The organism is Amycolatopsis sp. NPDC049868, assembly GCF_044461365.1.
GTDB lineage: Bacteria > Actinomycetota > Actinomycetes > Mycobacteriales > Pseudonocardiaceae > Amycolatopsis.
The window spans coordinates 110,751-135,904 of record NZ_JBITKV010000018.1 but is presented as its reverse complement, the minus strand read 5'-3'; the positions used below and the strand labels follow the sequence as shown (position 1 = coordinate 135,904).

Annotated in this window: 14 protein-coding genes and 1 pseudogene; 6 read left to right on the top strand and 9 right to left on the bottom strand. The window is 64.1% G+C overall.

Annotated elements, in window-relative coordinates:
* The first annotated feature begins 342 nt into the window (after nt 1-342).
* Nucleotides 343-3,435, top strand: a complete 3,093-nt coding sequence (locus ACIBTM_RS41900; protein ID WP_395882691.1) for a BTAD domain-containing putative transcriptional regulator — start codon at nt 343-345, stop codon at nt 3,433-3,435.
* Nucleotides 3,432-6,323, top strand: a complete 2,892-nt coding sequence (locus tag ACIBTM_RS41895; protein ID WP_395882690.1) for a BTAD domain-containing putative transcriptional regulator — start codon at nt 3,432-3,434, stop codon at nt 6,321-6,323. The genes ACIBTM_RS41900 and ACIBTM_RS41895 overlap by 4 nt, the downstream gene beginning before the upstream one ends.
* Here the strand turns inward: ACIBTM_RS41895 and ACIBTM_RS41890 are convergent.
* From ACIBTM_RS41890 to ACIBTM_RS41870, 5 genes are all read right to left on the bottom strand, one after another.
* A complete protein-coding gene (locus tag ACIBTM_RS41890; protein ID WP_395882689.1) occupies nt 6,320-6,943 on the bottom strand; it encodes a LuxR C-terminal-related transcriptional regulator in 624 nt (207 codons plus the stop codon). The genes ACIBTM_RS41895 and ACIBTM_RS41890 overlap by 4 nt on opposite strands.
* A gap of 532 nt (nt 6,944-7,475) precedes the next feature.
* The gene (locus tag ACIBTM_RS41885; RefSeq protein WP_395882688.1) at nt 7,476-8,135 is read right to left on the bottom strand and encodes a DUF6879 family protein; all 660 of its coding nucleotides are present in this window, start codon (nt 8,133-8,135) and stop codon (nt 7,476-7,478) included.
* Nucleotides 8,136-8,266: 131 nt separating this feature from the next.
* The gene (locus ACIBTM_RS41880; protein ID WP_395882687.1) at nt 8,267-9,190 is read right to left on the bottom strand and encodes a hypothetical protein; all 924 of its coding nucleotides are present in this window, start codon (nt 9,188-9,190) and stop codon (nt 8,267-8,269) included.
* A 328-nt stretch (nt 9,191-9,518) separates the two neighbouring features.
* Nucleotides 9,519-10,877: an NADP-specific glutamate dehydrogenase gene (gdhA, locus tag ACIBTM_RS41875; protein ID WP_395882686.1), complete on the bottom strand. Its 1,359-nt coding sequence runs from the start codon at nt 10,875-10,877 to the stop codon at nt 9,519-9,521.
* Nucleotides 10,878-11,119: 242 nt separating this feature from the next.
* Nucleotides 11,120-12,274, bottom strand: a complete 1,155-nt coding sequence (locus ACIBTM_RS41870; RefSeq protein ID WP_395882685.1) for a LuxR C-terminal-related transcriptional regulator — start codon at nt 12,272-12,274, stop codon at nt 11,120-11,122.
* A gap of 1,046 nt (nt 12,275-13,320) precedes the next feature.
* Here ACIBTM_RS41870 and ACIBTM_RS41865 point away from each other — a divergent pair.
* Entirely contained in the window at nt 13,321-14,784 is a 1,464-nt protein-coding gene (locus tag ACIBTM_RS41865; RefSeq protein ID WP_395882684.1) for a hypothetical protein, read from the top strand.
* Here the strand turns inward: ACIBTM_RS41865 and ACIBTM_RS41860 are convergent.
* The 4 genes and pseudogenes from ACIBTM_RS41860 to ACIBTM_RS41845 all read right to left on the bottom strand — a co-directional run bounded on the left by ACIBTM_RS41860 (nt 14,738) and on the right by ACIBTM_RS41845 (nt 20,245).
* Nucleotides 14,738-16,747, bottom strand: a complete 2,010-nt coding sequence (locus tag ACIBTM_RS41860; protein ID WP_395882683.1) for an NB-ARC domain-containing protein — start codon at nt 16,745-16,747, stop codon at nt 14,738-14,740. The two genes, ACIBTM_RS41865 and ACIBTM_RS41860, sit on opposite strands and share 47 nt — an antisense overlap.
* Before the next feature lie 234 nt (nt 16,748-16,981).
* Nucleotides 16,982-17,854 (bottom strand): arylamine N-acetyltransferase, encoded by an 873-nt coding sequence (locus ACIBTM_RS41855; protein ID WP_395882728.1) that lies wholly within the window; start codon nt 17,852-17,854, stop codon nt 16,982-16,984.
* A gap of 267 nt (nt 17,855-18,121) precedes the next feature.
* Nucleotides 18,122-18,190 (bottom strand): annotated as a pseudogene (locus tag ACIBTM_RS41850) (hypothetical protein); the annotation flags it as partial.
* Between the two features lie 339 nt (nt 18,191-18,529).
* On the bottom strand, nt 18,530-20,245 hold the full coding sequence (locus ACIBTM_RS41845; RefSeq protein WP_395882682.1) for a DUF6119 family protein: 1,716 nt from the start codon (nt 20,243-20,245) through the stop codon (nt 18,530-18,532).
* Between the two features lie 951 nt (nt 20,246-21,196).
* On the opposite strand from ACIBTM_RS41845, the gene ACIBTM_RS41840 reads away from it, so the two are divergent.
* The 3 genes from ACIBTM_RS41840 (at nt 21,197) to ACIBTM_RS41830 (ending at nt 24,754) form a co-directional block, all read left to right on the top strand.
* Nucleotides 21,197-21,766: a hypothetical protein gene (locus ACIBTM_RS41840; RefSeq protein WP_395882681.1), complete on the top strand. Its 570-nt coding sequence runs from the start codon at nt 21,197-21,199 to the stop codon at nt 21,764-21,766.
* 163 nt (nt 21,767-21,929) lie between these two features.
* Entirely contained in the window at nt 21,930-23,372 is a 1,443-nt protein-coding gene (locus ACIBTM_RS41835) for a cytochrome P450 (RefSeq protein ID WP_395882680.1), read from the top strand.
* Nucleotides 23,373-23,818: 446 nt separating this feature from the next.
* A complete protein-coding gene (locus ACIBTM_RS41830) occupies nt 23,819-24,754 on the top strand; it encodes a hypothetical protein (RefSeq protein ID WP_395882679.1) in 936 nt (311 codons plus the stop codon).
* Nucleotides 24,755-25,154 lie beyond the last annotated feature (400 nt).

Genomic DNA, 25,154 nt, shown 5'->3' with positions numbered 1-25,154 from the left:
CGAGACTCTCCGGCGAGGAATCCTGCGGCGGCTGTGCCTTTCCCACCGATCACCTTCCGAACGCACCAAGCCTCCGACGTTGCTTGCTCACCCGGCAAGGCTGTGGGGGACCCGCGTCTGCTGGTGCGCCAGGACGTGCTCGCGCTGGTCCGTCTGACGAGCGTCTACAACCTATGGGCCAACCACAGTATCTCACCTGGTACTGCGCATACGCCACGTAGCCGACGGATCATTGAGCGAGGCCATCCATGACCATTCAGGTGATCAGGACGGCCAACTGATCCGGAGAGCCTGTCCGGAGAGGACCACCTGTGGTACCGAGCAGTGTCCGCGGAGGTGATAATGCGTTTGCAGCTTGACCTCTTCGGCCCGGTCCGTGCCTGGCGCGGAGGCCAAGAGATCGTGTTGGGGTCGGCACAGCGCAGGACGTTGCTCGCCGTACTCGCGTTGCAGGCGAACCAGGTCGTCACCCGGTCGGAGCTGATCGACGCCATTTGGGGAGAGAAGGCGCCGGCCAGCGCCAATGGCAGCATCTACACCTACGTCTCGTCACTCCGGTCGGCACTCGATCCCGACCGTACCCGGCGCGAAGCGGCCGAGGTCCTGGCTTCGACCGGATCGGGCTATTGCCTACGGGTGGACGCCGAATCGATCGACGTCGTCCGGTTCGAAAACCTCCGCGAACGAGCTCGGCTGTACCAGCGCGGGGATGACGTTCCCGGTGCGCTCGCCGCCCTGGACAGCGCACTCGGCCTCTTTCGAGACGAGCCGATGGCCGGACTGCCCGGCCCCTTCGCCACCAACCAACGTGAACGGCTGCGCGAGCTCCGGCTTGATGTCATCGAACGACGCGCCAAGATCATGATCGATGCGGGTGACCACCGGAAGGTGCTCGATGAGCTGGGCTCTGTCGCCGCGGTCCATCCGATGCGTGAAGGGCTGCAGAGTCTCCATCTGCTCGCTCTCTACCGGTGTGGCCAGCGAGAGGAAGCCCTGCGGGTATTCGAGGGACTCCGCACCACCACCATCGATGAACTCGGTATGGAGCCCGGGCTCGACCTGACGACACGCTACGAGCAGATCAAGGCCGACGACCCAGCACTGTGGCGGGCACTGACCAACGTCCCGCGCTCTTCGGTCGTGGCACGGGTAGAACGGCAAACGCTGTTCTTCGGCCGAAGCCGCGAGCTGACGGCCATCAAGTCGGCGGTGAGCCGCCTGGATGAGGGGCGCGGGAGCTCCTTGTGGTTTGAGGGTGGACCTGGCATCGGCAAGTCCGAACTGATCTCCGCCGGACTCGCGAACGCGACGAACTGTGGCCTCGCCAAGGCCAGTGCGGATGAGCTGAGCCGGCGGATCCCACTCCAGCCCATCTTCGACAGCCTGGACATCACGGCTAGCTCGCCCGACCCCCGTCGGCGCGATGTGGCGCTCGCCACACGGCATATCTCTCCCGACAACGATGAAGCCATCGCCAACGCGGTCGAGCTGGTCGTCGATCTCATCGTGAACTTCTGTCGAGAACGTCCCATGGTCCTCGTGCTGGACAACCTGCAGTGGGCGGCCCCCGCCTGCCTGGAAGCCTGGTATCGGCTGGCCTCTGAATGCGCCGAGACGCCGCTGCTGTTGATCGGTGCTTGCCGGTCCGTGCCCGGCGATCATCGGCTCAATGAGCTGCGCGCCAAGATCGCGACAACGGGCACACACGTACACAAACTGAGCCCGCTTTCCGAGCGCGAAGTGAACGACCTGCTCACCGGGCTGACGGGGACGGCCCCCGGGCCGGCCCTTGTCGAACTCGCACGAACCGCCGCGGGTAACCCCCTCTTCATCCGGGACATCGTCCGTGCGTTCGACGGGACTGAACAACCGGACCCGGAGCTCGCCGGAGACAGGCCTGCGATCCCGCAGGCGGCGTTGGAGGCCGTCAACCGTCGGCTGGGCTTCCTGTCCACCGCCGCATCGGAGTTACTCCGTTGGGCGGCCTTTCTGGACAAGTCCTTCACCCGTGACGACCTCGCCGCGACGCTGGGACGTCCCGCCGTCGAGTTCGACCACGTCCTCGGGGAAGTCGAGGCAATGGGCTTGGTGGTCCGCACGCGAGGCAAGCTCGCCTTCCGGCATCCCGTGGTCCGGGAGGCGCTTTACGCCAGGACCCCCACGGCGATCCGCCTTGCGCTGCACCGGCAGCTGGCAAAGGCGCTCGCCGACGCGAGCGCCCCGGTGGAATGCGTGGCTGCCCAGCTTCTCGCCGCCCCGCTCCCGATCGACAAATGGTTCTGTGAGTGGCTGGCACGTGAGGTGTACCACCTCGCACCCCGCGCTCCCCTTGCCACCATGCGCTTGCTTCAGCGGGTGGCGACCTCGGGCACCGTCCCCTTGGACCTTCGCGAAGTCTTCGAGATCGCAACGGCGCGGATCATGCTCTGGCTCGACCGAGACCTCACCATCGAGGCCGGCAGGGTCGCCGTGCGGGCGAAGAACCCCGCCGTGGTGGCCGAGATGCGCTGGCTCCTCGCCTACTCGCGCCTGCTGCGCGGCAACACCGGCCAGGCATCGAAGGGGATCAGAGAGGCGCTCCACGACAACAGCACGCCGGCGGACTGGCGGACCATGCACGAGGCTCTGCTGTCCCGGGTACGGGTCGGCTGGTGGCCCACCTGCACGACGGATGAACCTCGCTCACCGATCCCCGCTCAACCGAGAAGGACGAGATCCTGCGCCACGGAGTCATACTGGCTCGGCCGCTGGGACACCCCGTTGGAAGAACTGACGCGCCGGCTCGGCGGCGGGGCGACGCTCGCGCGACACTCGCTCGGTCGACCCATGGCGTTACGGCAGCTCAGCGGTGTCGCGGCGATGATCGCCGCGCACCGTGGGCAACCGCATGACGCCCGCACCCATTTGATGTCCGTTTGGGCGTTGGCTCCTGCCGGCGAGTTCGGCACCGACGGCACGGACTTCATGCTCGCGACCAATGCCATGCTCGCCGAGATGCAGAACCGGAAGGCGGTCGCCTTCGGTTTGCTCGCGAGCATGCTCGAGTTCGATGACGGGGTGGTCTGCCCTTGGATGCCCGGCCTGGTGCGGCTCGCCGTCGAACTGAACGAGCACGACCACGCCAAACTCGCGACCATGCTCTGCGAACGAACCCCCGGTCAGGAAGCGGCGGCGCTCCGGTGCAGGGCGCTTCTGGATGACGACCCGTTCACCGCGCTCACGGCGGCCGCTCGCCTGCGTATGTCCGGTAACCGGTTCGGCGAGGCACAAGCCATGGAAGACGCCGCAGCTCTCTTCGCCAAAGGCGGCAAACCGGTCAAAGCCGCGGCGGCGTTGCACGCAGCCTTGAACGGCTATGACGAACTCGGTGCCGTGCTCGACGCCCAGCGAGCGAAACAGCGGGTCAAGACCAAATGGCAAAGGGTATGCGAATGACGGCCGACCGGCTGCGAGTCGAGGCGCTCGGCTCATTACGTGCTTGGCGCGGTGACAACGAGCTCGATCTCGGTCCGGCACGCCAGCGTGCGGTGTTCGCCGCGTTGGCCACGCGGGCGACGACACAGCCGATGACCATGGCCGAGCTCATTCAAGCGGTGTGGGGTGCCACCGCGCCCGCCAGCGCGAGCGGCAGTGTGCACACGTATATCTCGGGACTGCGCCAGATCCTGGACCCGAGCCGGACCCGATGGTCGACCGGCGGCCTCCTGGTCTCGGACGCGTCCGGATACCTTCTCCGGCTGGACAACGACGCTCTCGATGTCCACGAGTTCGAACAACTATGCGACACCGCCCGTTCGTGTCGGCAAGATGGCAACGTCGGCGGCGGTGTCGAGACTCTCGACCGAGCACTCGCCCTGTGGAGCGGAGAAGCTCTCTCCGGTGTTCCAGGTCCCTATGCGGAATCGCTGCGCACAAGGCTTGCCGAACGACGAATTCTCGCGCTGGAGATGCGTGCGGCCTACCTTCTGGAACTGGGCTCTCACGAAGATCTCGTCCCGGATCTGACCGTCTTGGTCCGAAAGCATCCGCTACGCGAGTCGTTGTGGCAGTCGCTGATGATCACCTTGCATCGCGAGGGCCGCACCACGGAGGCCTTGGACGCCTTTCGAAACGCCCGCGAAGTTCTACGGAACGAACTGGGTATCACACCAGGGCCGGCACTCGTCGAGGTTCACCGGCAGATCTTGACCAATGACCCGGCCCTGATCCCGGCACCGGCGGATGAGCGCCCCTCCGACAAACTGCTTTCCGTTCTCCCCGACCATGTCGCCCACACGATCGAGGACCGGCGAACCTCGCTGCATCTCTGTCGTGGACGCGAAAAGGAGATCGCCGAGCTACGGCAACTGGTCGACGATGTCCTCAAAGGACACGGCAGGACGACGTGGATCGAGGGCGAACCCGGCATCGGCAAATCGGACCTCCTCATGGCCGCGCTGGCGGACATCGGCGAACGCGGATGCCACGTCGCCTGGACCGCACCGAGTGAGCCTGGGCAGCAGTTCCCGCTGCAGACGATCATGGATTGTCTCGGCATGGACGCCGGCGAAGCCACGGCCCGGAGGGCGCTGGAAGACGTCGACCCGGTGACCTCGACCGCGGATCGGGTGCTCGCCTACGTCGACCGGCTTTGCGCCACCGCACCCCTGGTCATGATCATCGACGATCTCCACTGGGCCGACGAGGCTAGCGTGCTCGTGTGGAACCGGATTTCTGTGGCCGCTCGGCAGCTCCCGTTATTGCTGATCGCGGCATCCCGCCCGGTGCCGCGGTGGGAAGAACTGGCCAAGGCGCGGCGTGCTGCCGAATCACGCGGCCTCGAGGTGATCACTCTGGCCCCGCTGGCAGATTCGGACGCCGAAGACTTGATAGGTGACCTCGTCGGAGCACGTCCTGGCGAGGAGCTACGCTCGCTCGTTCCCAAAGCCGCCGGCAATCCGCTCTACCTTCGCGAGGTAATCGGAGCGCTGGCGCGGGAGCAGTCCATCGAAGTCACCGATGGAATCGCGAATGTGCGTAACGGCACCGCAGCAAAGGCGCCCGAATCCCTTATCGGCGCTGTGGTTCGAACGCTGGATCTCGCGGACGAGCTCACCAGAGAGACCCTCCGCAGGGCAGCGGTGCTGGGGGCCGAGTTCGGCCTGGCGCAGATCGCGGCGACGATGGACAAGATGCCCTCCGATCTGCTCGGTGTGTTCGAACACGTGATGGAAACGCGAATCATCGTCGACACCGAGACACATCTGGCGTTCCGGCATCCCATGCTTCGCTGGACGCTGTACAACGAAATCCCGAAGAACGTGCGCGCAAGCTGGCATCGCCGTGCCGCCGAAGCACTGGCGGAGACAGGTTCGGGAGTGGAGCAGGTCGCACGGCAACTCGTCGCGGTACCCGCCGCAGTGGACGATTGGGTGATCAGCTGGCTGACCGAGAACCACGAGTCGTTGTCGAACCGCGCGCCCTCGATCGCCGCGATGCTGCTGCACCAGGTGTCCGACGAGTGTCCTTCCGACGATCCACGCCGTGAAGTGCTGCTGGCCGCGTACGTCCTCGTTCTGTGCCTCCTTGATCAAGAACCTCTTGAGCTCGCAAAGGAAGCGATGCTCATAAGCCGTGATCCGGACCGGGCGGCCGAGATGCGGCATCTGGCGGCGATGATCCTGCTCCGCCGAGGCGATACCGGGCAGGCGATAGACCTGCTGGAAGGCAACGACTCACCGGAGACCCCGCTGATCTGGCGAGAGAGGCGACGCTCACTGCTGGCGGACTTCAACCGCGGCGACATCGGGCGGACAAGGCAGAAGACCCCGCATCCCCACCATGACGCTCTCGCGGACGAGGAACCGCATCAAGGCGATCGAACGCGACCACTGCTCCGCGTCGCGACGGATCGACCACGCCATCGCCGCGCCCGAATGTCATATGGAAGACGTCGGATTCGCTTTCGATCTGCTCGTCCACCACCTCTGCGCTCTGCGGCCGGCAGCGGTGTGGACCGTGCTCCACACCGCTCGGCGAGCGGCCACAAAATACCGGCCGCCACATGGACGGGGCCGGATACTGTCTCCGAAGAGAGGCGTGTCGTTACGTTCCATGGACTTCGCGAGCCAGGCCCGGCCGCGCTGATGCACGGTGGCGTCTCAAAGCCGGTCTGCGGCCGCGGCAGGGACCCCGAAGCCGCCCAATACCTCCGAGCTCCCGGCACCGAGCGGGAGAGGTGTTCGGTGCTGCACCGTGCATTCGGCCGTACCACGATCCCTCGTACGTGCCTTGCAGTCGATTTGATCTTCGCCTCCGGTCATGGCCAAGCCGGATCGCACTAGATCACTCCGGCGCGCATCGCATAAGCGACCGCGTGCGGTCGGTTCCGTAGGTTCAGCCGGTTGGTCAACCCGTAAATGACGTTCTTCACAGTTCGCTCTGAGTAGCACAGCTTGCTCGCGATTTCCGCGGTGTCGTACCCCTCCGCCATCAGCCGCAGCACGTCGACTTCACGTGGTGCCAGTCCGGCGGAGCCGAGGCCGCGCGGCAGAAGCACTTCGTGCTGCAGCCGCCGCACACTGTCGAGCAACTGTCCGAGCAGGTCAGCCGGCAGGAGCCCCCGTCCAGGCGCGACCGAAACAATGGTCTCGACGAGGCGATCACCCGACGTCTGAGCACGGGGGAGCACTGCCACAACCCGGCACTCGACCGCGGTCAGGATGTCGTTCTCTCGCAGCTCACCAGCCACCAGAACCTTGGAGACGGCCGCGCGAGTTCCGTTGCCCCGCAAATCGCCCACCGTCTGCGGGGTCATCCGATCGACGTGGACGACCAGCACATCCCGCTCGGTCAACTCTTCCTGGTCGACCACAACAAGCTCGGGGCGGGTCCGCAAGAAGCTCATGAGCCCGATCTGCACGATCAAGTCGGCTGCCTGCACCGCAACACGTACCGGTTCCACGGCGTCCTCCCTGCGTTCGGCGCCCTTGAGGTGAAGAATGCAAGGGCAGACTTCACGATCTCTAAACGCTCAGGCCAGGCCTGTTTCTCAGCCGGTGCTGTCCACAGCCGTGGACAGCACCGTACTCAGGAGGTTCGCAACAGCCGTGATAGACGACGTCAATGCCACGGCGTGCCCGGCCAGCGCCTGAGGCCGATCTGAGATACCGCGGGAACGGCTTGCGGAATTGTCGTCACCGCGCGCGACCAGTCGAAGTCCAAGCCACGAAGCGTGGCGTCCGTTGGGATGAAGCCGGATTCCCCTAGATGACACCGCCGCCGGGCAGTTCGTCGGCCGGGCAAACATTCGCGTCGACGGTCACGCCTTGACGCATGGCATGGCCAGCAGCGCAGCGGTCAACCGTTTGTGCCCCGAAACCGACCCGCGAGCAGCGCCTGACGCGCTGCACGCGGGTCGGCCGAAGTACGAGCCTGCCCTGGGACTATCGGACATAGCTCCGTTGAGCATTCGATCCGAGCGCCGGTTTCGCGTCTCAGCCCATTACCTGCGCCTGGTATTCGGCGAACGGAACCGCGGCACTCAGTGCAAGGTCCCGGTATGCGCGGAAATGCCCGATATCCACGTTCGTCAGCAGCTCCCTTCCGATCGCGTAACCGTCCCTGTGACGGAGCTTGACGACGACCTCGTCGTCCAGCAGGACGAAGTCGTAGTTGGGCAGGCCGTCAAGGGGCACCTTCGAGGCATCAAGGATCCGAAGATCCTCGCCTGCACGCGCGAAATGGTCGAAGTAGGCAAAGGAGAATCGCAGATAGGAAGACACTGGAGGAACCACCACCTGAACCCGCTGCAGCACCCGGCCACCACTGAGTTGCTGCCTCTGACGAGCCAACCTGGGGTCGTCCGGTGTGACTTCGAACGCACCTTTCTCCCTGAACTCCTTGAAGGCCGCCTTCTCACTGCTGACCCGGTATTTCTGATGCACCTGAAACCTGAAACTCGTACGCTTGAAAGCCATCAAGTCCAGGTACTCGGTTGCCGTCGACAGGTCGCCTCCGGCCTCGTGAATCGCGCTAACCGGCCGCATGTAACGCCTCCAGGAATCGTTCGGACGGGATCTCCACGTCGGCTTCCCGTTAGGTAGGTCAAAGATTGCCAGCATGTCACCACGGAGGGCTATGGTCTCGCGGGCCATTCATGCCGACCATCGGGCAGATTTCGGCGCCGTCGCACGTCTCTGCCCCAGTCCGGAGATCTACTCAGAGAAACCTCGCCATCGCTCATGGCTACCGTCCTTGAGGAAGCCCACAGTTCACCCCTGTCTACTCAACCGAAAAAGACCGAAGCCACACCGTTGTCGAACTCGACCGCCGCGAGATCCGCGACGTCACCGGTGATGACCACAGCCCTGCCTTTGCAGTCCTTCTCGCTCCACAGCTTCAAGGAGCCGTCGGTCGAGATCGACGATGTCACGTGCGGGCGAGCGACGTTCTTGCAGCCGTTCCCCGAGACGCCCTGCGAAGCTTCGTTGTCACTGAAGTTCTTGCCATCGAAGAGGATGGCACTGGTCGCACTTTGCCGATCCTCGGGCGCAGACTGCGTTTGTGGCGCCGGTTCTCCGGCTGACGCGCCTCGCGCTGCCGCCTTCTGCCCGCTCGGGGCGACACCGAACCAGATTCCGCCGACGCCCTGCCCCTTCGTCTCGCCGGGCTTGGTGTCCTTCGCGAATCGGTAGACGGGCCAACCGCCGATGGTCACTTGCCGCGTGCCGTCGTCACGCTGCACCGTGCCCACTACGGACTTCTTGACACCGGCAACGAAGATCTTGCTTCCCGAGGTCACGAGTACCGGCGGCCACGTCTTGGCGCATTCACCGTTGCACGTCGATTTCGAGGGCTCGGCCGCGTCTTTGTCGAACCGGTAGAGCGTCAGCCCAGCACCGTTGACGACGACCGGGCCGAGCGAACCTGCGTCGTCCGCCTTGAGCTGCACCCACTTCCGGGCAACACCCTGGTCCGCGGTGTTCGGCGTTCCATCGGATCCGGTCGCCCAGTCACCCGTCCTCGGCGGTGCGTTGTTCGCCTTCGCCGTCCCGGACACTAAGGCTGCAACCGCGCCCGAGTCTCCGCTCTGCTGCCCGGCCGGTTTCTGTGCCTGAGCAGGTACCGGAGCTTCAGAACCACACGCAGCGAGCGACAAGGCTCCCGCTGCGATGAGAACGACGACAGATACCACTCGTTTATCGAACATGCTCTTCTCCCTTTACCCTTGGACTCCAGATCCCTGGAGTCCCCTACGCCATCAACACGTATGGATGACTGGCTCCGTTCACAAGGGAACTAATTTCCTTACCAAGATCCAAAGCCTTACCCAGCAGGCGACACCAGGTCAAGGACGTGAGACCTAAAGAGAAGAGATCGGGCAATTTCAGGCAATAAAGATGACATGGCGTGTCGATTTCAGCAGGTAAACGATACCCCGGTCTGTACTCATGCCCCGACAAGAGACCGCAGTGCCCCCACGGATGCAGCGCCGACGCCCACGCCCCCGCTCTGGACGGTCCGTGGTCCGCGGCGAATCAAACCACTCCGAAGGCGAGCATGGCGTCGGCCACCTTCTTGAATCCGGCTACGTTCGCACCTCGGACATAGTCGATATGGTTTGTACCTGCTCTTCGGCCGTACTCTACGCAGCGGTCATGGATTTCCGACATGATGCCTACCAGCAACTGCTCGACTTCGTTCTGCTTCCACGACATCCGCGCCACGTTCTGGCTGATCTCCAGCCCGGAAACGGCAACTCCGCCCGCATTGGCCGCTTTTCCGGGTGCATAGAGGATCTCAGCGGCTTTGAACAGATGTGCCGCTTCCAGCGTGCACGGCATGTTCGAGCCTTCTGCCACGGCAAGACAACCGTTGCCGAGCAGAACGCGCGCATCGTCGCCGGTCAACTCGTTCTGCGTGGCGCACGGCACGGCGATATCACAGGGCACGCACCATGGGGGACGTCCCGCGATAAACTCGGCCTCAGGAAATTCCCTTACGTAATCGGAAATCCTTCCTCGCTTCCGCGTCTTTTGGGACTTTACCCAGGCGAGCTTCCCCGCATCGATTCCCTTGGGGTCATGGATGAAACCCCCACTGTCGGACAGAGTGACGACAAGCCCGCCCAACTGAGTGATCTTTTCCGCGGCATGGATCGCGACATTGCCAGATCCTGAGATGACAACAGTGTGTCCGTCGAGTTGCAGTCCTCTCGTCTTCAGCATGTCGGCGAGGAAATATCCGGTCCCATACCCCGTGGCTTCGGTACGGATCAGCGACCCGCCGTACTCGACACCCTTTCCGGTGAGGACACCGGTGAAGCTGTTCGTGATGCGCTTGTGCTGACCGAACATGTAACCGATCTCCCTGGCTCCGACACCGATGTCTCCGGCCGGCACGTCGACGTCTGCGCCCACATGGCGGTACAATTCGGTCATGAAGCTCTGACAGAACCTCATTACCTCGTGATCACTCTTTCCTCTCGGGTTGAAGTTCGCCCCACCCTTGGCCCCACCCATCGGCAAACCGGTCAGCGCATTCTTGAAGGTCTGTTCGAAGGCCAGGAACTTCAGAGTGCTCTCATCGACTGCGGAATGAAAGCGGATCCCACCCTTGTACGGGCCGATCGCATTGTTGTTCTGCACTCGCCAGCCGCGCTGCACCCGGATGTTGCCCTCATCGTCCTCCCAGCACACCCGAAAACTGATCACCCGGTCGGGTTCCGCCAATCGACGAAGAATCTGGTATTCGTGATAGACACTCTTGTCCTTAATGAACTCGAAAATGTCTTCCGCGACTTCCTGGACAGCCTGCACGAACTCTGGCTGCCCTGGGTTGCGCTTCTGCAAGCCGGCCATGAATTTCGACAGATCCACGTGCTCGGTGATGGCCATCGACGTCCTCCTGTTCACACCGCCGCACTCGCGGGTGTTCAGCACTGCCCCACGTGGCGCGCCAGGATTTCCACGCTACAACCCGCACCGAGGAACACGGTTACATATCCGGGAACAACCGTCCAAATTGTCTGCCCGTCTACACACGCTTAGAAGGTTCGACATGTCCAGTATGTCGCACTGGACATGTGGTTAGTCATCAACGGCGCGTCGCGTCGACAGTAGGGCGAGACCGAGAACTGTCAGAGAACGGGAACCATGATCGAGCGCAACTCGTTTCGACCGGAGATCCCCAGCTTCCGATAGACGTTCGAGAGGTGGAACTCCACGGTGCTGTTGACGAGGTGCAGCCGGCTGGCGATCTCCTTGTTGCCCAGCCCGGCCCGGGCCAGGTTCATCACCTTGAGTTCCTGCGACGTCAGTTTTCCTTCGGCGTCCGCGACAGCCCACCGTCGTGTCACTTCGTCTATCCGACTCACCCAAACCTTGCTGCCCATCGACACCGCCGCGTCCCGCGAGGCCTGAAGCGCTGTCCGCCCTTCTTCATCGTGAGCTCGCAGGCCATGCTTGATCGCGAGTTCGTACTGGGCGCGCATCAGCGTGCTCCGTGCGTCACCGCGGTCCAGCAGGCCGACCGCCTCCTCGAGCAGCTCGATATCGCGGCCTTCCTCGGCTACCAGGGCGACCGCGCGCAGGGCAGTACCGATCGCCTGAGGCGTTCCCCATCGCCGCGCATGGAAGAGCTCTTCATTCGCCAACGAAAGAGCGATACTTCGCCGCTCGGTCACGGCGGCGCACAGGGCCGCCTGCGACCGCCATGCGATCACCGCGGGATTCGTCACACCTAAACCAGCGAGTTCACGCCCCGAAGCAGCGAAGTCCTCGTAGGCCACCTGCGGACGTCCCGCGGCTTCGTGCAAGGCACCGCGAGCCGCGAACACTTCGGCGCGATCGATGACGCTGTCCAAAGCACGTCCGAAATCTTGGGCGAGCAGGAGATCGTCCGCTCGCTCGAGTTCGCCGAGATCTACAAGAGCATTGATCGCCCAGGCCACCGCGACCTCAGCGAACTGCGGGAACACGCCCCGCTTGAGTGCACCGTCGAGCAACTGCCATGCCGCCGCCGGCTCGCCGCTCAGACCCGCGACCCGGGCTCGAAGCACCGTCAGCGCGGAGCCGTGCGGATGTGAAGCGTCCCACCCGGACCGTGCCATCGCCCGGTCAAGGTAGCTTCGCGCGGCGTCCCAGTCACCCACGTACGCGAGCGCGAGAACGGAGTACCAGAAGGTACCCAAATCGCGCCAGCCGTAGGATTTCAGCGCCCTATGAGCCATCCCGACCACGGCCTCCGGCTCACAGCCACGATTGACCAGCAGCATTGCGCAGGTCGCGGTCATCCGCTCAGCCGGAACCGCACACCGGTTCCGACGCGACCGGCGACTCCCCGGCCGAGGGCTACCCGCGACATAAACCAGCCCTCCGAGATCTGGCCCGGCGATCCCGGGAGAAGCGGCCGAAAGAACATCACGCAGAGTACTCAAGGCGGCTTCATCGGCTTCGCTCCATCGCCCCAGATCGCCCAGCCGCGCGCGTTCGGCCCGCGCTGCCTCCAAGGATCGAAGCACCCTCGCGACATCGTCGCGTTCGACTGATTCCTGCATCAAATCTGCCCCTTCAGCGGCCCAGGACGAGCGCATATCCGCAAGACAATCGAGACATGCCCGATCACCTGTTGCAGATGACCATTACGCGATCCCGCTCGCCGCCCTGCCTACGCGGTTCGAAGTCCCACGTGTCGCCAACCGTCCCTCCTGAACAGCAACAATGCCCCGATCTCCCTCATACGCGCGCGACGACCTGAACCAAGAATAACGCTCGCTCTCCGCATTATCATCCACTCTTGTGGCAATAGAGCCTAACTTCACCGAGACATGAAGCTTTGTCACCCAAAACCGTCGTTGTGGTGCAGACCAGCCGCGACTGCACCGAAAAATGTTCGCGTTCGAGTGTTGCGATATCGAGTCCGACTTCGTCGTGGCATCGAAAGTGTTGAGCGAAGTCACTGGCGAGCAAGCCCAAGGGCCACTCACCTGTGACTATGCTCCAGATGGCCGACTGCGATCAGAACGGAGAATCACCTCAGCCGAAGGCGACGCTGAGTAATCAACATGCTACAATCAGACAATAGCCGGGAGCCGGGAGCCGGGAGCCGGGAGCCGGGAGCCGGGAGCCGGGAGCCGGGAGCCGGGAGCCGGGAGCCGGGAGCCGGGAGCCGGGAGCCGGGGGTACGTTCCGATGTGACCGCACAGTCCTTGTCGTTGCCCGCACGCTGACCTCGGCGTACCGGCTGATCGATGCATGGCCGCTGTTCCGCGACGACTTTCGTGTCAGACTGCTGTTCACGGTCAACGACACGTCGGCATTCAGCGACGGCGTCGAGGACGTGCTTCGGCAGGCCGGCGTCCGGCTGATTCCCTGGCAGGCCGTCCGCGCGAACGAGATCGCCTACGATCTGGTGCTGTCTGCGAGTGAGAACATCGATTTCCAAGACGTGTCGAAGCACACCGTCGTTCTGCCACACGGCTTGGGTTTCAATAAGTTCGTACCCGATAGCAACAGCGGCGGAACACGGCTGGCCGGACTTCCGCCAGAGTGGGTTTTGGAAGCCGGTAGAGCAACGGTGGTCCTCTCCCATCAGGAGCAACGACAGCAGTTGTCGTCGGCCAGTCCAGCCAGCGAAGAGCACACCGAGATAGTCGGTGATCCAACACTCGCGCGGTTGCTGTCGAGCCGGGACCTACGTGAACGCTACCGCGAGGCGTTCAAAACCGAAGGACGTACGTTGGTCATGCTGGCCTCGACCTGGAGACCGGATTCCTTGCTGGGCAGGTGGCAATCCCTGCCCTCTGAACTACTGGCGCAGCTTCCGGTCGACCGCTATCAGGTGTGCGTTGCGGTTCATCCGAACGTGTGGTCTTTTTACGGACGTGCGCAGCTTTTGTCGTGGTATTCGTCCGCACTGGCTTCAGGTCTGGTGCTCCTGCCGCCGGATTCGGGTTGGCAGGCAGCCCTGGTGGCCGCCGACCAGGTGATCACCGATCACGGCTCGCTCGGACTGTTCGCCGCCGCTCTCGACAAGCCGATCCTGCACGCCGGCGCCTCCACAGAAATCGTCGTCGGCTCGCCTCCGGACGAGCTGCTGGGGGCGACCGCGAAACTCGATAGGAACACGTCGCTCGAAGCGCAACTCGAACGGTGCCGCAGCACCTTCCGCCGCGGCCAGTTCGGACACATCACCAGCCGCGTATTCGCCCACACCGCCGAAGCGGACATCAACCTGCGGAGCTTGATCTACCGGCGACTCGAGCTCACACCGCCGTCGAACACGTCGTCACCGCAACGGTTTCCCCTCCCGAAACCTGACCTTCGTCCGATCACCTCTCATGTGGTGGACACGGTGGCGATCGAGAACAACACGCTGACCCTGACCAGATTTCCGGCGGCGGTTCTGCCGAAAAGAACCGGCAGGGAGACACATGTGGTCGCCGATGAGACCGAACGCGACTTGAAAATTCTCGAACGAGCCGCGGTGATCGTCAGAGACGGAAGCCTCAGCCCATCGGAAGCCCGGCGATGGGTAACCGCGACTTTGGCGGTTTATCCGGGTGCGCGTGTGGCCGTCGCCGCCACGGCACGTGGCGGTCTCGCCTCGGTACGTGGAAGCGGGTTCGTTGAGATCGGTATGGCCACCGGCTACCGGCTACTGTGCCTTGCGGGCACCGCTGTCTTCTGCTGCTGGCTTTCAAATGACCTCTACGACCGCCAAGTTCTCGTGCATGCGGGGCAGGTATCGACACTGATCACTCTGTCATTGCAGAACCTTGAAGCAGGCGAAGCCGCTCCCTGAATTCGTCGGCCCGCCCGCTGCCCAGGCGTTGATGAATATCCGCCAAGGTCCGCAAAGTGGACCGCGACAAGCCGTCGTCCTTGACGACGGCGAGAAGGCTCTCCTGCGCGATCGCCTCGTAATAGGGCTGGTCATCGTTGTGAAGAACTCTGATCGCCTCGTCCAGCGCCAGCCGCGCGCCTTTCACCTGTCCACCCGCTCGCAGCACGTTCCCGAGTTCGGTGAGACACCTTCCCAGCATGCGTAGGTCGCCGACTTCGCGGATCTGCGCCAAGGCGGTGCGCAGGATGTCTTCGGCTTCCTGGAGCCGACCGGCGCGGTGGTGAGAGCATCCGAAGAAGAATGAGGTGAAGGCCGTCCCCCGTGTATCGAATTCCTGCGTGAACAAGACAATTGCGCGCTGATAAGCCGCTGCAGCGCCCTCGGGGTCGACGTGGTCTCGAAATCTGCCCAGCATCTCCCAGACCGAGGCCAGCAACCGGGTATCCCCCGCCTCTTCGGCCAACGGAAGGGCTCGGTCGACCAGCTCTTCACCTGCTCGTCCGAGGTCACCCAAATCGGTCCAAGCGCGGGACGCGAAGCTACGCAGCCGCGCTTCGGCTCGTGCATTGCCGGTCAACCGAGCCGACGTCGCGCCGAGATCACTCGACTCGGTCCAGTCCACCAGATAGCGACGGGTCACATATAGGGCGGAAAGGGCTTCAGCGAGCCTCCACGACTCGTCATGCATCCCGAGATCCGCGGCTGCACGCTGTACTGCCAGCAGATTCCCCCGTTCGCGGTCAAGCCATGCCAGCGCCTTTCCCTTCGAGTCGTCATCAGGAAAGGGAGATTTTCGTCCGACGGCCAACGCATCCGGGTCGACCCGATATCGCCCAGGCCCCAGCACGGCAAGATCAGCGAACGCAGCGGCGGTGACCAGGTGAGTGACCACTCGGCGTACCGCGGCCTCGCATTCGTCTGCCCCGTCCAGGCTGTAGGCAAGTTGCTGGGCGTGCCGCCTGACCATCGCATGCAGCGAGAGCCGGTTGTCTGAATCCTCGTTGAGCAGGCCTGATTCGATCAGTGCCTCCACCACGGAGCTCAGCGTTTCTTGCCCGACGCCGGCCAGGCTCGCCAAGGTATCCAGCGTCAGATCACGACCCGGATACAATCCGAGCAAGCGGTAGATCCGGGCGGCGACCGGCTCCAACGCCTCGTACGCCACTGCGAAAACCGCCGAGACCTTGTCCCTGCCTCCGACAGCGAATCCCGAAAGGCCGCTGTCGATTTGCGCGACCAGGGCATCCACACGCAGATTAGGGCGAGCGAGCAGGCGCGACGCAGCGACCTTCAGGGCTACAGGCAGACCCGAGCACAGCAGAACGAGCCGGCCGACCGCCTCGGGCTCGGCCTCCGCCCGTGCCCCGACCAAGGTGGTCAACAGATGCGCCCCGCTGGCATCGTCGAGCGGGGCGAGCCGAATCGCCTCGGCGCCCTCGACCAGCAGATCGCTCATCTGGGCGCTGCTCGTGACCAGCACGGCGCTGTCCGCCCCGTTAGGCACGAACGGCAGTACTTGAGCCGCGTCGGTGACGTCCTCCAGGACGATCAGCACCGGCTTCTCCGCCGTGATGCTCCGTAGCTGGTTGGCTCGCTCCGCCAGCGTCGATGGCATCACATCCTTCGCGACACCCAACGCAAGCAAACAAGAAGCAAGGGCGTCCGCCACCGAGGGCGCGATCCCGTCGGCCGTCGCGAACTCGACATGCAGATCACCGCCGGAGAACATTCTGGCATCACGAAACCGCTGGACACAGCGACGGATGAACGCGGTCTTCCCCACGCCCGGCAGGCCGATGCAGACACCGAGCTGGGCCACCCCGGACGAGCGGGAACCCCAGAACCGGTCCATCCGTGCGAGATCCGCTTCCCGGTTCACGAAATCACGCGGTCCCAGCGGAACCTCCTGCGGCACGACCATGCAGCCCTCCCGCTCATCAGTCGACCACCGACACCCATGCCGTTCACGACCTTATCGTGATCAACGACCGGACACGTGCCCCTAGGCCGCGTCTCGTTCATGGATGTGACCTCAGCAGGAGTCTTCCATCACCCGAATGGGTTCAAATCGAGCCTGGCAACTCGGCCTCTTGACCTGCAGACGCCAGGTGACGCTCCCATGTCGAAGCCGATGGACGACACGCATGCACGAAAATCACAGTCCTTCGAGCTCGGCGTTCTTTGTGCACTCATAGAATTCGCGGAGTGCTGACAGCTCGGCCGGGGTCAGTTCGACGTCCAGCGCGTGCAGGGTGTCGGCGAGCCGGTCGGTGCTGATCTCGGCACTCTCGAGACGGCCGTCGGCGTACTCGGTGGTGAGCTTGCGCCCGACGAACTTGCGCCCCACCCCGTCGGCCAACCGCATCACCACCAGTTGGCCGGTAAACGGGGACCCGGGGTGGGTGGCGATGTAGTGGTGGAACACCTCGTAATCGATCTGCCGCGCGGGCAGGCCGAGAGTCGAGTACAGCTTGGCCCAGCAGTCCGCGGCGCGCCTCTCGACCAGCCACTGGCCGTTGTCCCGGCGGATCCGGTGCCGCCAGCCGGCCTGGTCAACCTCGGCGCCGTCGATCATCGGGGTCGGGCGCATCACCCAGGCGCCGAAGCCGACGTCCGCCAGGTACTCCACGCCGTCGACGGGCACCACCATCAGCATGTGGGTGCACGAACCGCACTCCTGGTCCGGCCACACCCTGGCGAAGCTGCGCCGGACGGTGAACCCAAGCTCCTCCAGCGCGGCGGCGAACAGCAGGCCATGCTCGTAGCAGTAGCCGCCGCGGTTCCGGCGGACCAGCTTGTCCATGATGGCCGGCAGCTCGATCCCGCGATGCCGGCACAGCACCACATCGACGTTCTCGAAGGGGATGGCCCGCACGTGCGCGGCGTGCAGCGAACGCAGCGCCTCCAGGGACGGCCCGACACGGGGGTGGTCGATACGGCACAGATACGCGTCCAGGTCGAAGGCGGTGGTGTCGAAGACTGCTATCGGGTCGGTGACCGGGAACGGGGTGGGCTCGATGTGTGTCATGGCACTCCCGGCAACGCATACTCGACGCGGACGGCTTCCTACTTGGTCTTCGGCCCATCCCAGCCGAGACGGGGAGCGATCGCCACCGCCCCGGTTCGAACCTTTCAGAACTCCATTGCGGGATCGGCGTGTTCGGCTCCGCCGGATCACCCGCCTCCTGGAACAACTTCTCGAACCCGGCGGGGTGTAAGCGAAGATAGTATGAGCGACGTGCACGCTGGCGTTCTTGAAGCACTGCGGAGGCGCCGTGGGAACGAAGACGGCGTCCCCTACCCTGCCGGTGAACCGCGAGTCGCCGGCCTGGAATTCCAGTCGTTCGGACAGCACATAAAACACCTCGTCCGACTCGGGTTGGACGTGCGGCGGCGGGCCGTTCCCGGCGGGATCGAAGACTCCAGGACCGACAGTGCGCCGTTGGTGGCCTCACCACTGATCTCCGGCGACCCCGATGGCGCCTTGACCACCATCTCCCGGGCCAGATAGGTCCCGTTCGCGGCCCGCGCCGACGCGGCCGCTCGAACGGCTCGCATCCTGCTCCGCCAGCAGCGCTTCGGTACGGCGACTTCGAGCGGCCCGCCGCGTCCGCGCTGGGGTTGTGTCGAGATCTTCCTCAATGTGAGCAAGCAGATGCACGAGCTACCGCTACCGACTGCCTGGAACCGCACCCTCTGACCGTCATCGGATGACGCAAATCTGAAGCGGAATCCCATACAGATTCAATGCTATCGACGCCGACACCAGCGCCGAGCGGGCGAATGTGAACAACGTGCCGGGGTTCAACGGCTTGTCCGAGCGGTGGATCGCATACACCAACGCTGCCGGCCTCACCCCCAAGGCGTCCGCGCGTGCGGGATCTTGTGCACGAACCTTCTCGCGAAACTCCTCCCAGGTCTTGGCATGAGTCAACAGAGTCTCGACCGCCACCAAGCCTTGCGCGAACAAGTGACTGAGCACCGACGATCCCGTCTTGCTGCTGAACTTCTTCACATGCACCAATTCATTGGCTGGGCCGAGCAGATCACAGGCTTCAATCCCATGCGGATGCGCGCGGCTGGTCACCAGTTTCTTGTCCAAGCAGAGGAAGCGCGGATCCTGTTTGGCCACGTGGAGGTTGTAGTTGCCCTCGACATAGCGCTCCGTCCCGTCCGGTTTCACCTCCGGTTTCGCGTCCCGCCAGCGGGGCAACGTCCATGACGGCGCGCGGCTGAACGCTTCGGTAACGACCCGATCCACGTGATCGAGGTACTGGTCGCCCAGCTCATACCAGTCGCCATCGAGCAGGATGTAGCGGCACTGCGGGTCGATGATCTCCGCGGCGAGCCAGTTCAACGCCGACACATCACCGCCGAGACTGCGGCCGGCCTCATCCAGCCCGTCGATCCGGCCAGTGCGCAAGACGCGCAAGTACTCATCCGGCCCATGCGCCCGCACTCCTGCCTGCACATGCTCGATGGTCAGATCCTCCGTGTCGATCGTGGCCTCGCCAATGAACCCTTGGTAACGCTGCACGTCCGGCCCGTCGTAGTAGCGCGCCGGATACGCGATCCCCACCTCACCCGACGCGGAGTCTGGCTCGGCGAGCAGATCGGCTGTCGCCGAGTCCAGCACCTCGATCAGCGGGTGATCGGCCGGCATGCGGCGCACCCACTGCAACGGTGTGAGCTGGTCGTGCGGAGCGACCTGATCGATCACACGGGTCAGCTCCCGCAAGTCCGCGATCAGTGAATCGCCCTCGATGCCGAGCGGAACCTGCACCGCGTTCGAACACGTCAAACTCAGCCGAAAATTGCGGTAATGCCCGCGCCGTTTGACGTGCGCGATCTGTGGCATCACCTCCACCCGGACCCGACCCGTCAAGTTCCGGATCAACTCGGCGTGCTCGCGCAGCCCGAATGCCCACAGCTGTTGCCCGCCGGGGACATTGTTCTGGTCCACGCGGGCTTTCGCGCTCAGCGCCCATCGCGTGATGCGGCGAATCTCATCCGGGTCGAGCAGCCGCACCGCGATATCGAGGCCGAACTGGGCATCGATCTTGCCATCGCGCAAATAATGCCGCCCATGCCCGAACGCCACCGCGTAATTGACCCCGTCGACCGGCAACACCAGAGCGGCCGACGCGGTGGTCGTGGTGAACTCGACGTCGACGCCGGTCAACCTCTCAACGGTCTCAGCCCACTCCACCTCAGCGGTCTCGGTCTCGCCATACACGAGCGTGCCCGGCACCCGGCCCACCACGACCCGCTCAATCGTGAAGGTGCCTTCCTCATCCTCCACGACTTTCGGCGCAAGCAGCTCATTCACCGGCCCCGCCGGCAACAAGCGGTACACGCTCATCCTCCGCGTCGCCGTGGCCTGCGCAACACTGTCGAGCACCTCGTCCGTGTTATCCATCACCGGTACACGGGTAACAAACTAACTCTCAGCACTCCAAGTACACCCACCAGTAGTCATCACATCGGCGGATAAACAACCCGTTCTGTAACAAACACCGGTCCCACGAGCCGACAGCGGGTAGTGCCAGGGTGGCTCTGCCAGTCCCAGAAAGGACAGGTGACTGCCACGAGCATGTCGCGCGAGCCAGGCTGGAGCCATGACGACAACACAGATCGCCAGGGCCAACATGGGGTCTCGGCAGGGAGTTAGCCCGCCGACTCATCAAGGCCAGCACACCGTCTACGTCGGCGCACGGGAGTTCGCGATGCTCGCCGGCATCAGCGCGGACTACGCCCGATGTGCACCTGCACCCTGCTGACGCCGCTGAGCTGCTCCAGTTCGCCGAGGAGTGGCTCGAGGGCCAACACGACGAGCTCGACACGTCGCTGACGCAGTCCACCGGGAACCGCGCCGACGGCCTCACCCAGCTACGCCAGGACTTGCGCCGCTTCAGCTTCCTGCTCGGCGCCGCGGACCTGCAGACCACGAACCGAACTGGTCGAGCACCTGACCATGTAGGAACCGGCGACGCTCTCGCTCCGAATACACTCGAAATTGCCTGCCGTGTTCGAACAGTGGCCTGCTCCACCGCAGCAGAAATTCCACGGAGAAGCGGACCGCTGACTTCGTGTCCACGTGGTGATCCCTTGAATCCCGACAGACAAGGATGCCTACCGAGAGGTATCAGCGTGCCCTTCCTCGGACAACCACCTCAACGCCATCTACTGAACACGAGAAGCCGCCGGTACGCGTCCAGGCGGGCATACGCTTGACTGAAAAGCCAAAGGGCCCACGGGTCCCGCCAGCGTAGGAGGACAGAACTGTGACGATGGGATTTACATCAGCACTCCCAGAGCGTTGCCCATTCATGTCCGCCAGTCTCACCGGTGTTTCACCGACGCTTCTATTTTGCAATTTCACGACTCGATCGCAACTTCGGCAACGCAGAACCTTCAACCGTCCTGCGGTGTTGACCTGTACATGCCGACCCACGTGATCGACAACCACGACCGTGCCACCAGTTCCGTCGGCCACCGCTACAGTCAGCCGCCGGAGGCTCTTGGACGGATGTTTGAAGAAGAAGTCCCACACCTGGCCATAGGACGCGGCAGCGCAACTCGCTGCGGTTTCGGTCGTGGCGCGCAGCTCGCGCCACGCGGGCTTCGCCCTGCGACCGGCTTTGCCTCCAATGTCGCGGCACCACTCTCAGCCTTCGTCCATATCCACAGTTTCGGCATGTCGACGCATGTCTATGTTCGCGCGCAGGCCGAAGTCGAACAAAGGCTCCACGCTGACGCAAAAACGCTGACTTGCCCATACCCGACCGGCAAGACGCCGGACCTCCTGGAGATGCTCTTCCCGATCGATTTAGCCGCAGACTGTCGCCTCCATCGCCTATCGACGCCTGACAAACTGGTCACTTTGGTTGGCAGATTTCCCCTTCTGAACTACCGCTCCTCTAGGTTAGAATTCCAGTAGGCCATTGGACACCAGCCTGGACCTGTAATTGGCGGAGCGCTATGGATCCGAATGGCTCGGCGCGGGGTCAGGTGAGTGTTCGTCGTCCCGCTGTCGCGCTCGCCGCAGCGGATATCCACCGAACCGAGAATCGTAAGCTGCGTCCTCGGACAAGGATCGATTCATGAAGACCGACCGCGCGATCCCCGTAGCACGGGGAGCCGTCCCACTTCTTGGCCACGCCTGGGCGCTGGCACGTGACCCCATGCGTTTTCTGGCCTCCCTACCGAAAGATGCCGACTTGGTCGGGCTCCGGCTCGGCCCCAACCCTCTCGTCTTAATCTGCGATCCCGAACTCACCCACCAGGTGCTCGCGGACGACCACACTTTCGACAAAGGCGGGCCGCTGGTCGCTTTGGTCAAGCCCCTGGTCGGCAACGGCCTCGCGACCTGTCCGCGAAACCGGCATAGACACCCGCGCCGACTGCTCCAGCCGATGTTCCGGCCCGACCGTTTGGACGGCTACGTCACGAGCATGACAGCCGCGATCGACGCCGTCCTCAGCGACTGGCGCGACGGTCACGAGCTCGACATACCAGCCGAGCTGCGCAGGCTCTCCATCCGTGTGGCCGTGGAGGCGCTGTTCTCCGGCGCCCTGCCCCCCGCCGTAGCCGATCGAACCGCGGACGACTTCACCGCGGTGCTCGTCGGATTCGCCCAGCGCCTGGCAAGGCCGCCCTTCTTCGACATGTTCCCAACCCCGACCAATCGCCACTACCGCGCGGCGCTCAAGCATGTCCGGCAGACCGTCCGTGACACCGTCGAAAGTCGCCGGGCCGGCGGGACCGACGAGGACGACGTGTTGGCTCGGCTGCTCACCATGGAGGCCGGTGGCGAACCTGTCCTCGACGACAGCGCGATACTCGACCACGCCATGACCTTCCTCATCGCACCCACGGCGACGATCGCAAGCGTGCTGGGATGGGCGTTACACATGCTGGCCGAGCATCCCGACATGCAGGACCGGCTACGCGCTGAGAGTGACGCGGTGCTGGCCGGCAAGCCCGCCGACCGCAGCCAGCTGGCCAAGCTCGAACTGACACGACGCGTCGTCACCGAGTCCCTCCGGATGTACCCGTCCCTGTGGTTCGCACCACTGCGCATCGTCACCACCGACACCTACCTCGGGCGACATCACCTCCCGGCAGGCACGGTCCTCGCCTTCAGCCCGTGGCTCGTCCACCATCGAAGCGACCTGCACGAAAACCCGGAGCGTTTCGATCCCGATCGGTGGAAAGACACCGAACTACCCGCGCCGTCCCGCAACGCATTCATCCCGTTCGGCTCAGGTGCCCGCCAGTGCATCGGCATGGACTTCGCCTTCACCGAAATGGTCCTCGCTCTTGCCACCATCACGTCGCGCTGGCGTCTGGAACCGGTGGCCGGCAGCCCGCTCCCCACCCGCGCATCGGTCAACCTGACGGCGCGCGGATTGCGCCTGCGCACCATTCTTCGCGGACCGTCTGACGAGAACCGGTACTTGAGGTACGTCCAGCGCGCGGATCCGACGGTTCGAGCATCTGCCCGAATCCGCAGACCGACCCGGCGAAAGCACTGGCTCATCTAGCCCCACCCGATACCGGTCTTGCCGGGCGTTCTGACGGCAGGCCCCTGGAGACCGCCATGGCAGTGGCATCAGGTCCTGGAGCACCCTGCCCAGCACCTACAGCTGGGACAACGGGTTGACGGCCGACGCGATCAGCGCGACGTTACGGCGATCACCGAGCCGCTTCAACGCGGCGTCCGATCCTAGTTCGTCGCTCGTGGACGATATTCACCCGGTTTCGGGCAGGAACTGTTCCAGCGTTTTGTGCCGGCCAGTCGACAGGCCGCGAGAATAGTCTTTGGTCTCTACCGACTTCAGCGCGCTCACCCTCCGGGATAAACCATCTGGGCTTGGTGCTTGCCCTCGCATACGGCGCAGGTTTAGCTTTGCGTCGCCACCTTGTCGAGGAGGATGGAGCTATGGCGTCGCACCGGACCCCCTGCGTTACACATGGCCCGGATGGATCGATGGCAACCGTGCTGCACCAGGCCGACGGCCGCGACCCGCACACCGCGCTGACCCTGTTCTACACGTTGCGTCGTCGCCGGTCGGTCCCGGTCGACCACTTCTACGCCTACTGGCGCGACGTCCACGTGCAGGTCGCATGCCGGCTTCCTGGCATCCATTCCCTGTGGACCCATTGGGTCTCCTACGACGAAGGTGACCTCTGGCCGCGGGTTCCGGGTGTCGATTGGTGGCTGCCGGAGGAGTTGCGCTTCGACGGCATCCCTGAACCGACGTTCCTCACCGACGAGGACGTCGGCCGCTTCATCGCCAACGTCGGGCCGCTCATCCAGGACGATCCGGTGATCTTCGAGGAGACCGTCGGCTACAGCTCCCTCGGCGACGGCTCGAGCACCGTCGTCGACCGCCTCGCCGACCCTGCACCGTGCGGCGACCAGGGCGTGTTAAGGCTGATGGTTTTCCTTCAACGCTCTGACAACGTGGCGCCGGACAGGTTCCACTCCTGGGTTGCGGACGAGTTCGCGCCGGGTCTGGCGTTTGACCCGAGCATCCTCAAGGTCCGTCGACATCTCTTCGAGCCCTACGAGGACCCCGGCGAGGTAGCGGACCACAGCGCCCGGTCACTATCGCATCGCAAGGCGCCCGAGCACCAGTACCACGCAGCGCTCGAGGTCGTTCTGCCCGATCGCCTGGCACTGACCCGGTTGCCGGTGGGTGACGCCTGGCGAAGCACGATCGCCGGCCAGCAGGAGATGCTCCGCAGGGCACATGCCTTTCACGCATCCCGCACGTACTGCATGCGCTTCAACGGCGAGCTGACAACAGCGGGCTTGCGGACAGCCGGCGTAGCCGAGCTGATCAAGAAACTCGGGGCGGGCAACCAGCTCACGCCCGAAGTGAGTCATCTCGTCGAGACCGGGCGCCCGCTCGGTGGCTGAGAGCGCGTTTCGGACAGACACCGAGACACCGCACGCAAGCGACGGCGAGCTTGCCGAGCAGGTTGAAGGAGACCAGGCCATACCTTCTTTCTTTTGATCATCCAAAAGTTGACGTTGCCTTCGACAGCGCCGGCGCTATGCGGCAGCGTCGGCGGCATCGATCTGCTTGATCCAGACGTCGAGCCGTTCGCCGTGACGGCCAGCGGGCTCTCCACTCTGCCCGCCCACGCCCGTTTGCGGGATCCGTTGCAGCTAACGAAGACTCGATGACGCACCGAGCACGAGTTCGTCGCGGGCGAGTTCGGCGGCTTCGAGGACGGGGGCAGTATAGGCCTCACGCATGGCTTTCGGGAGGGGCGGAGAGCCGGATACACCTGCAATTCCCGTTCCCAGTCCGTCG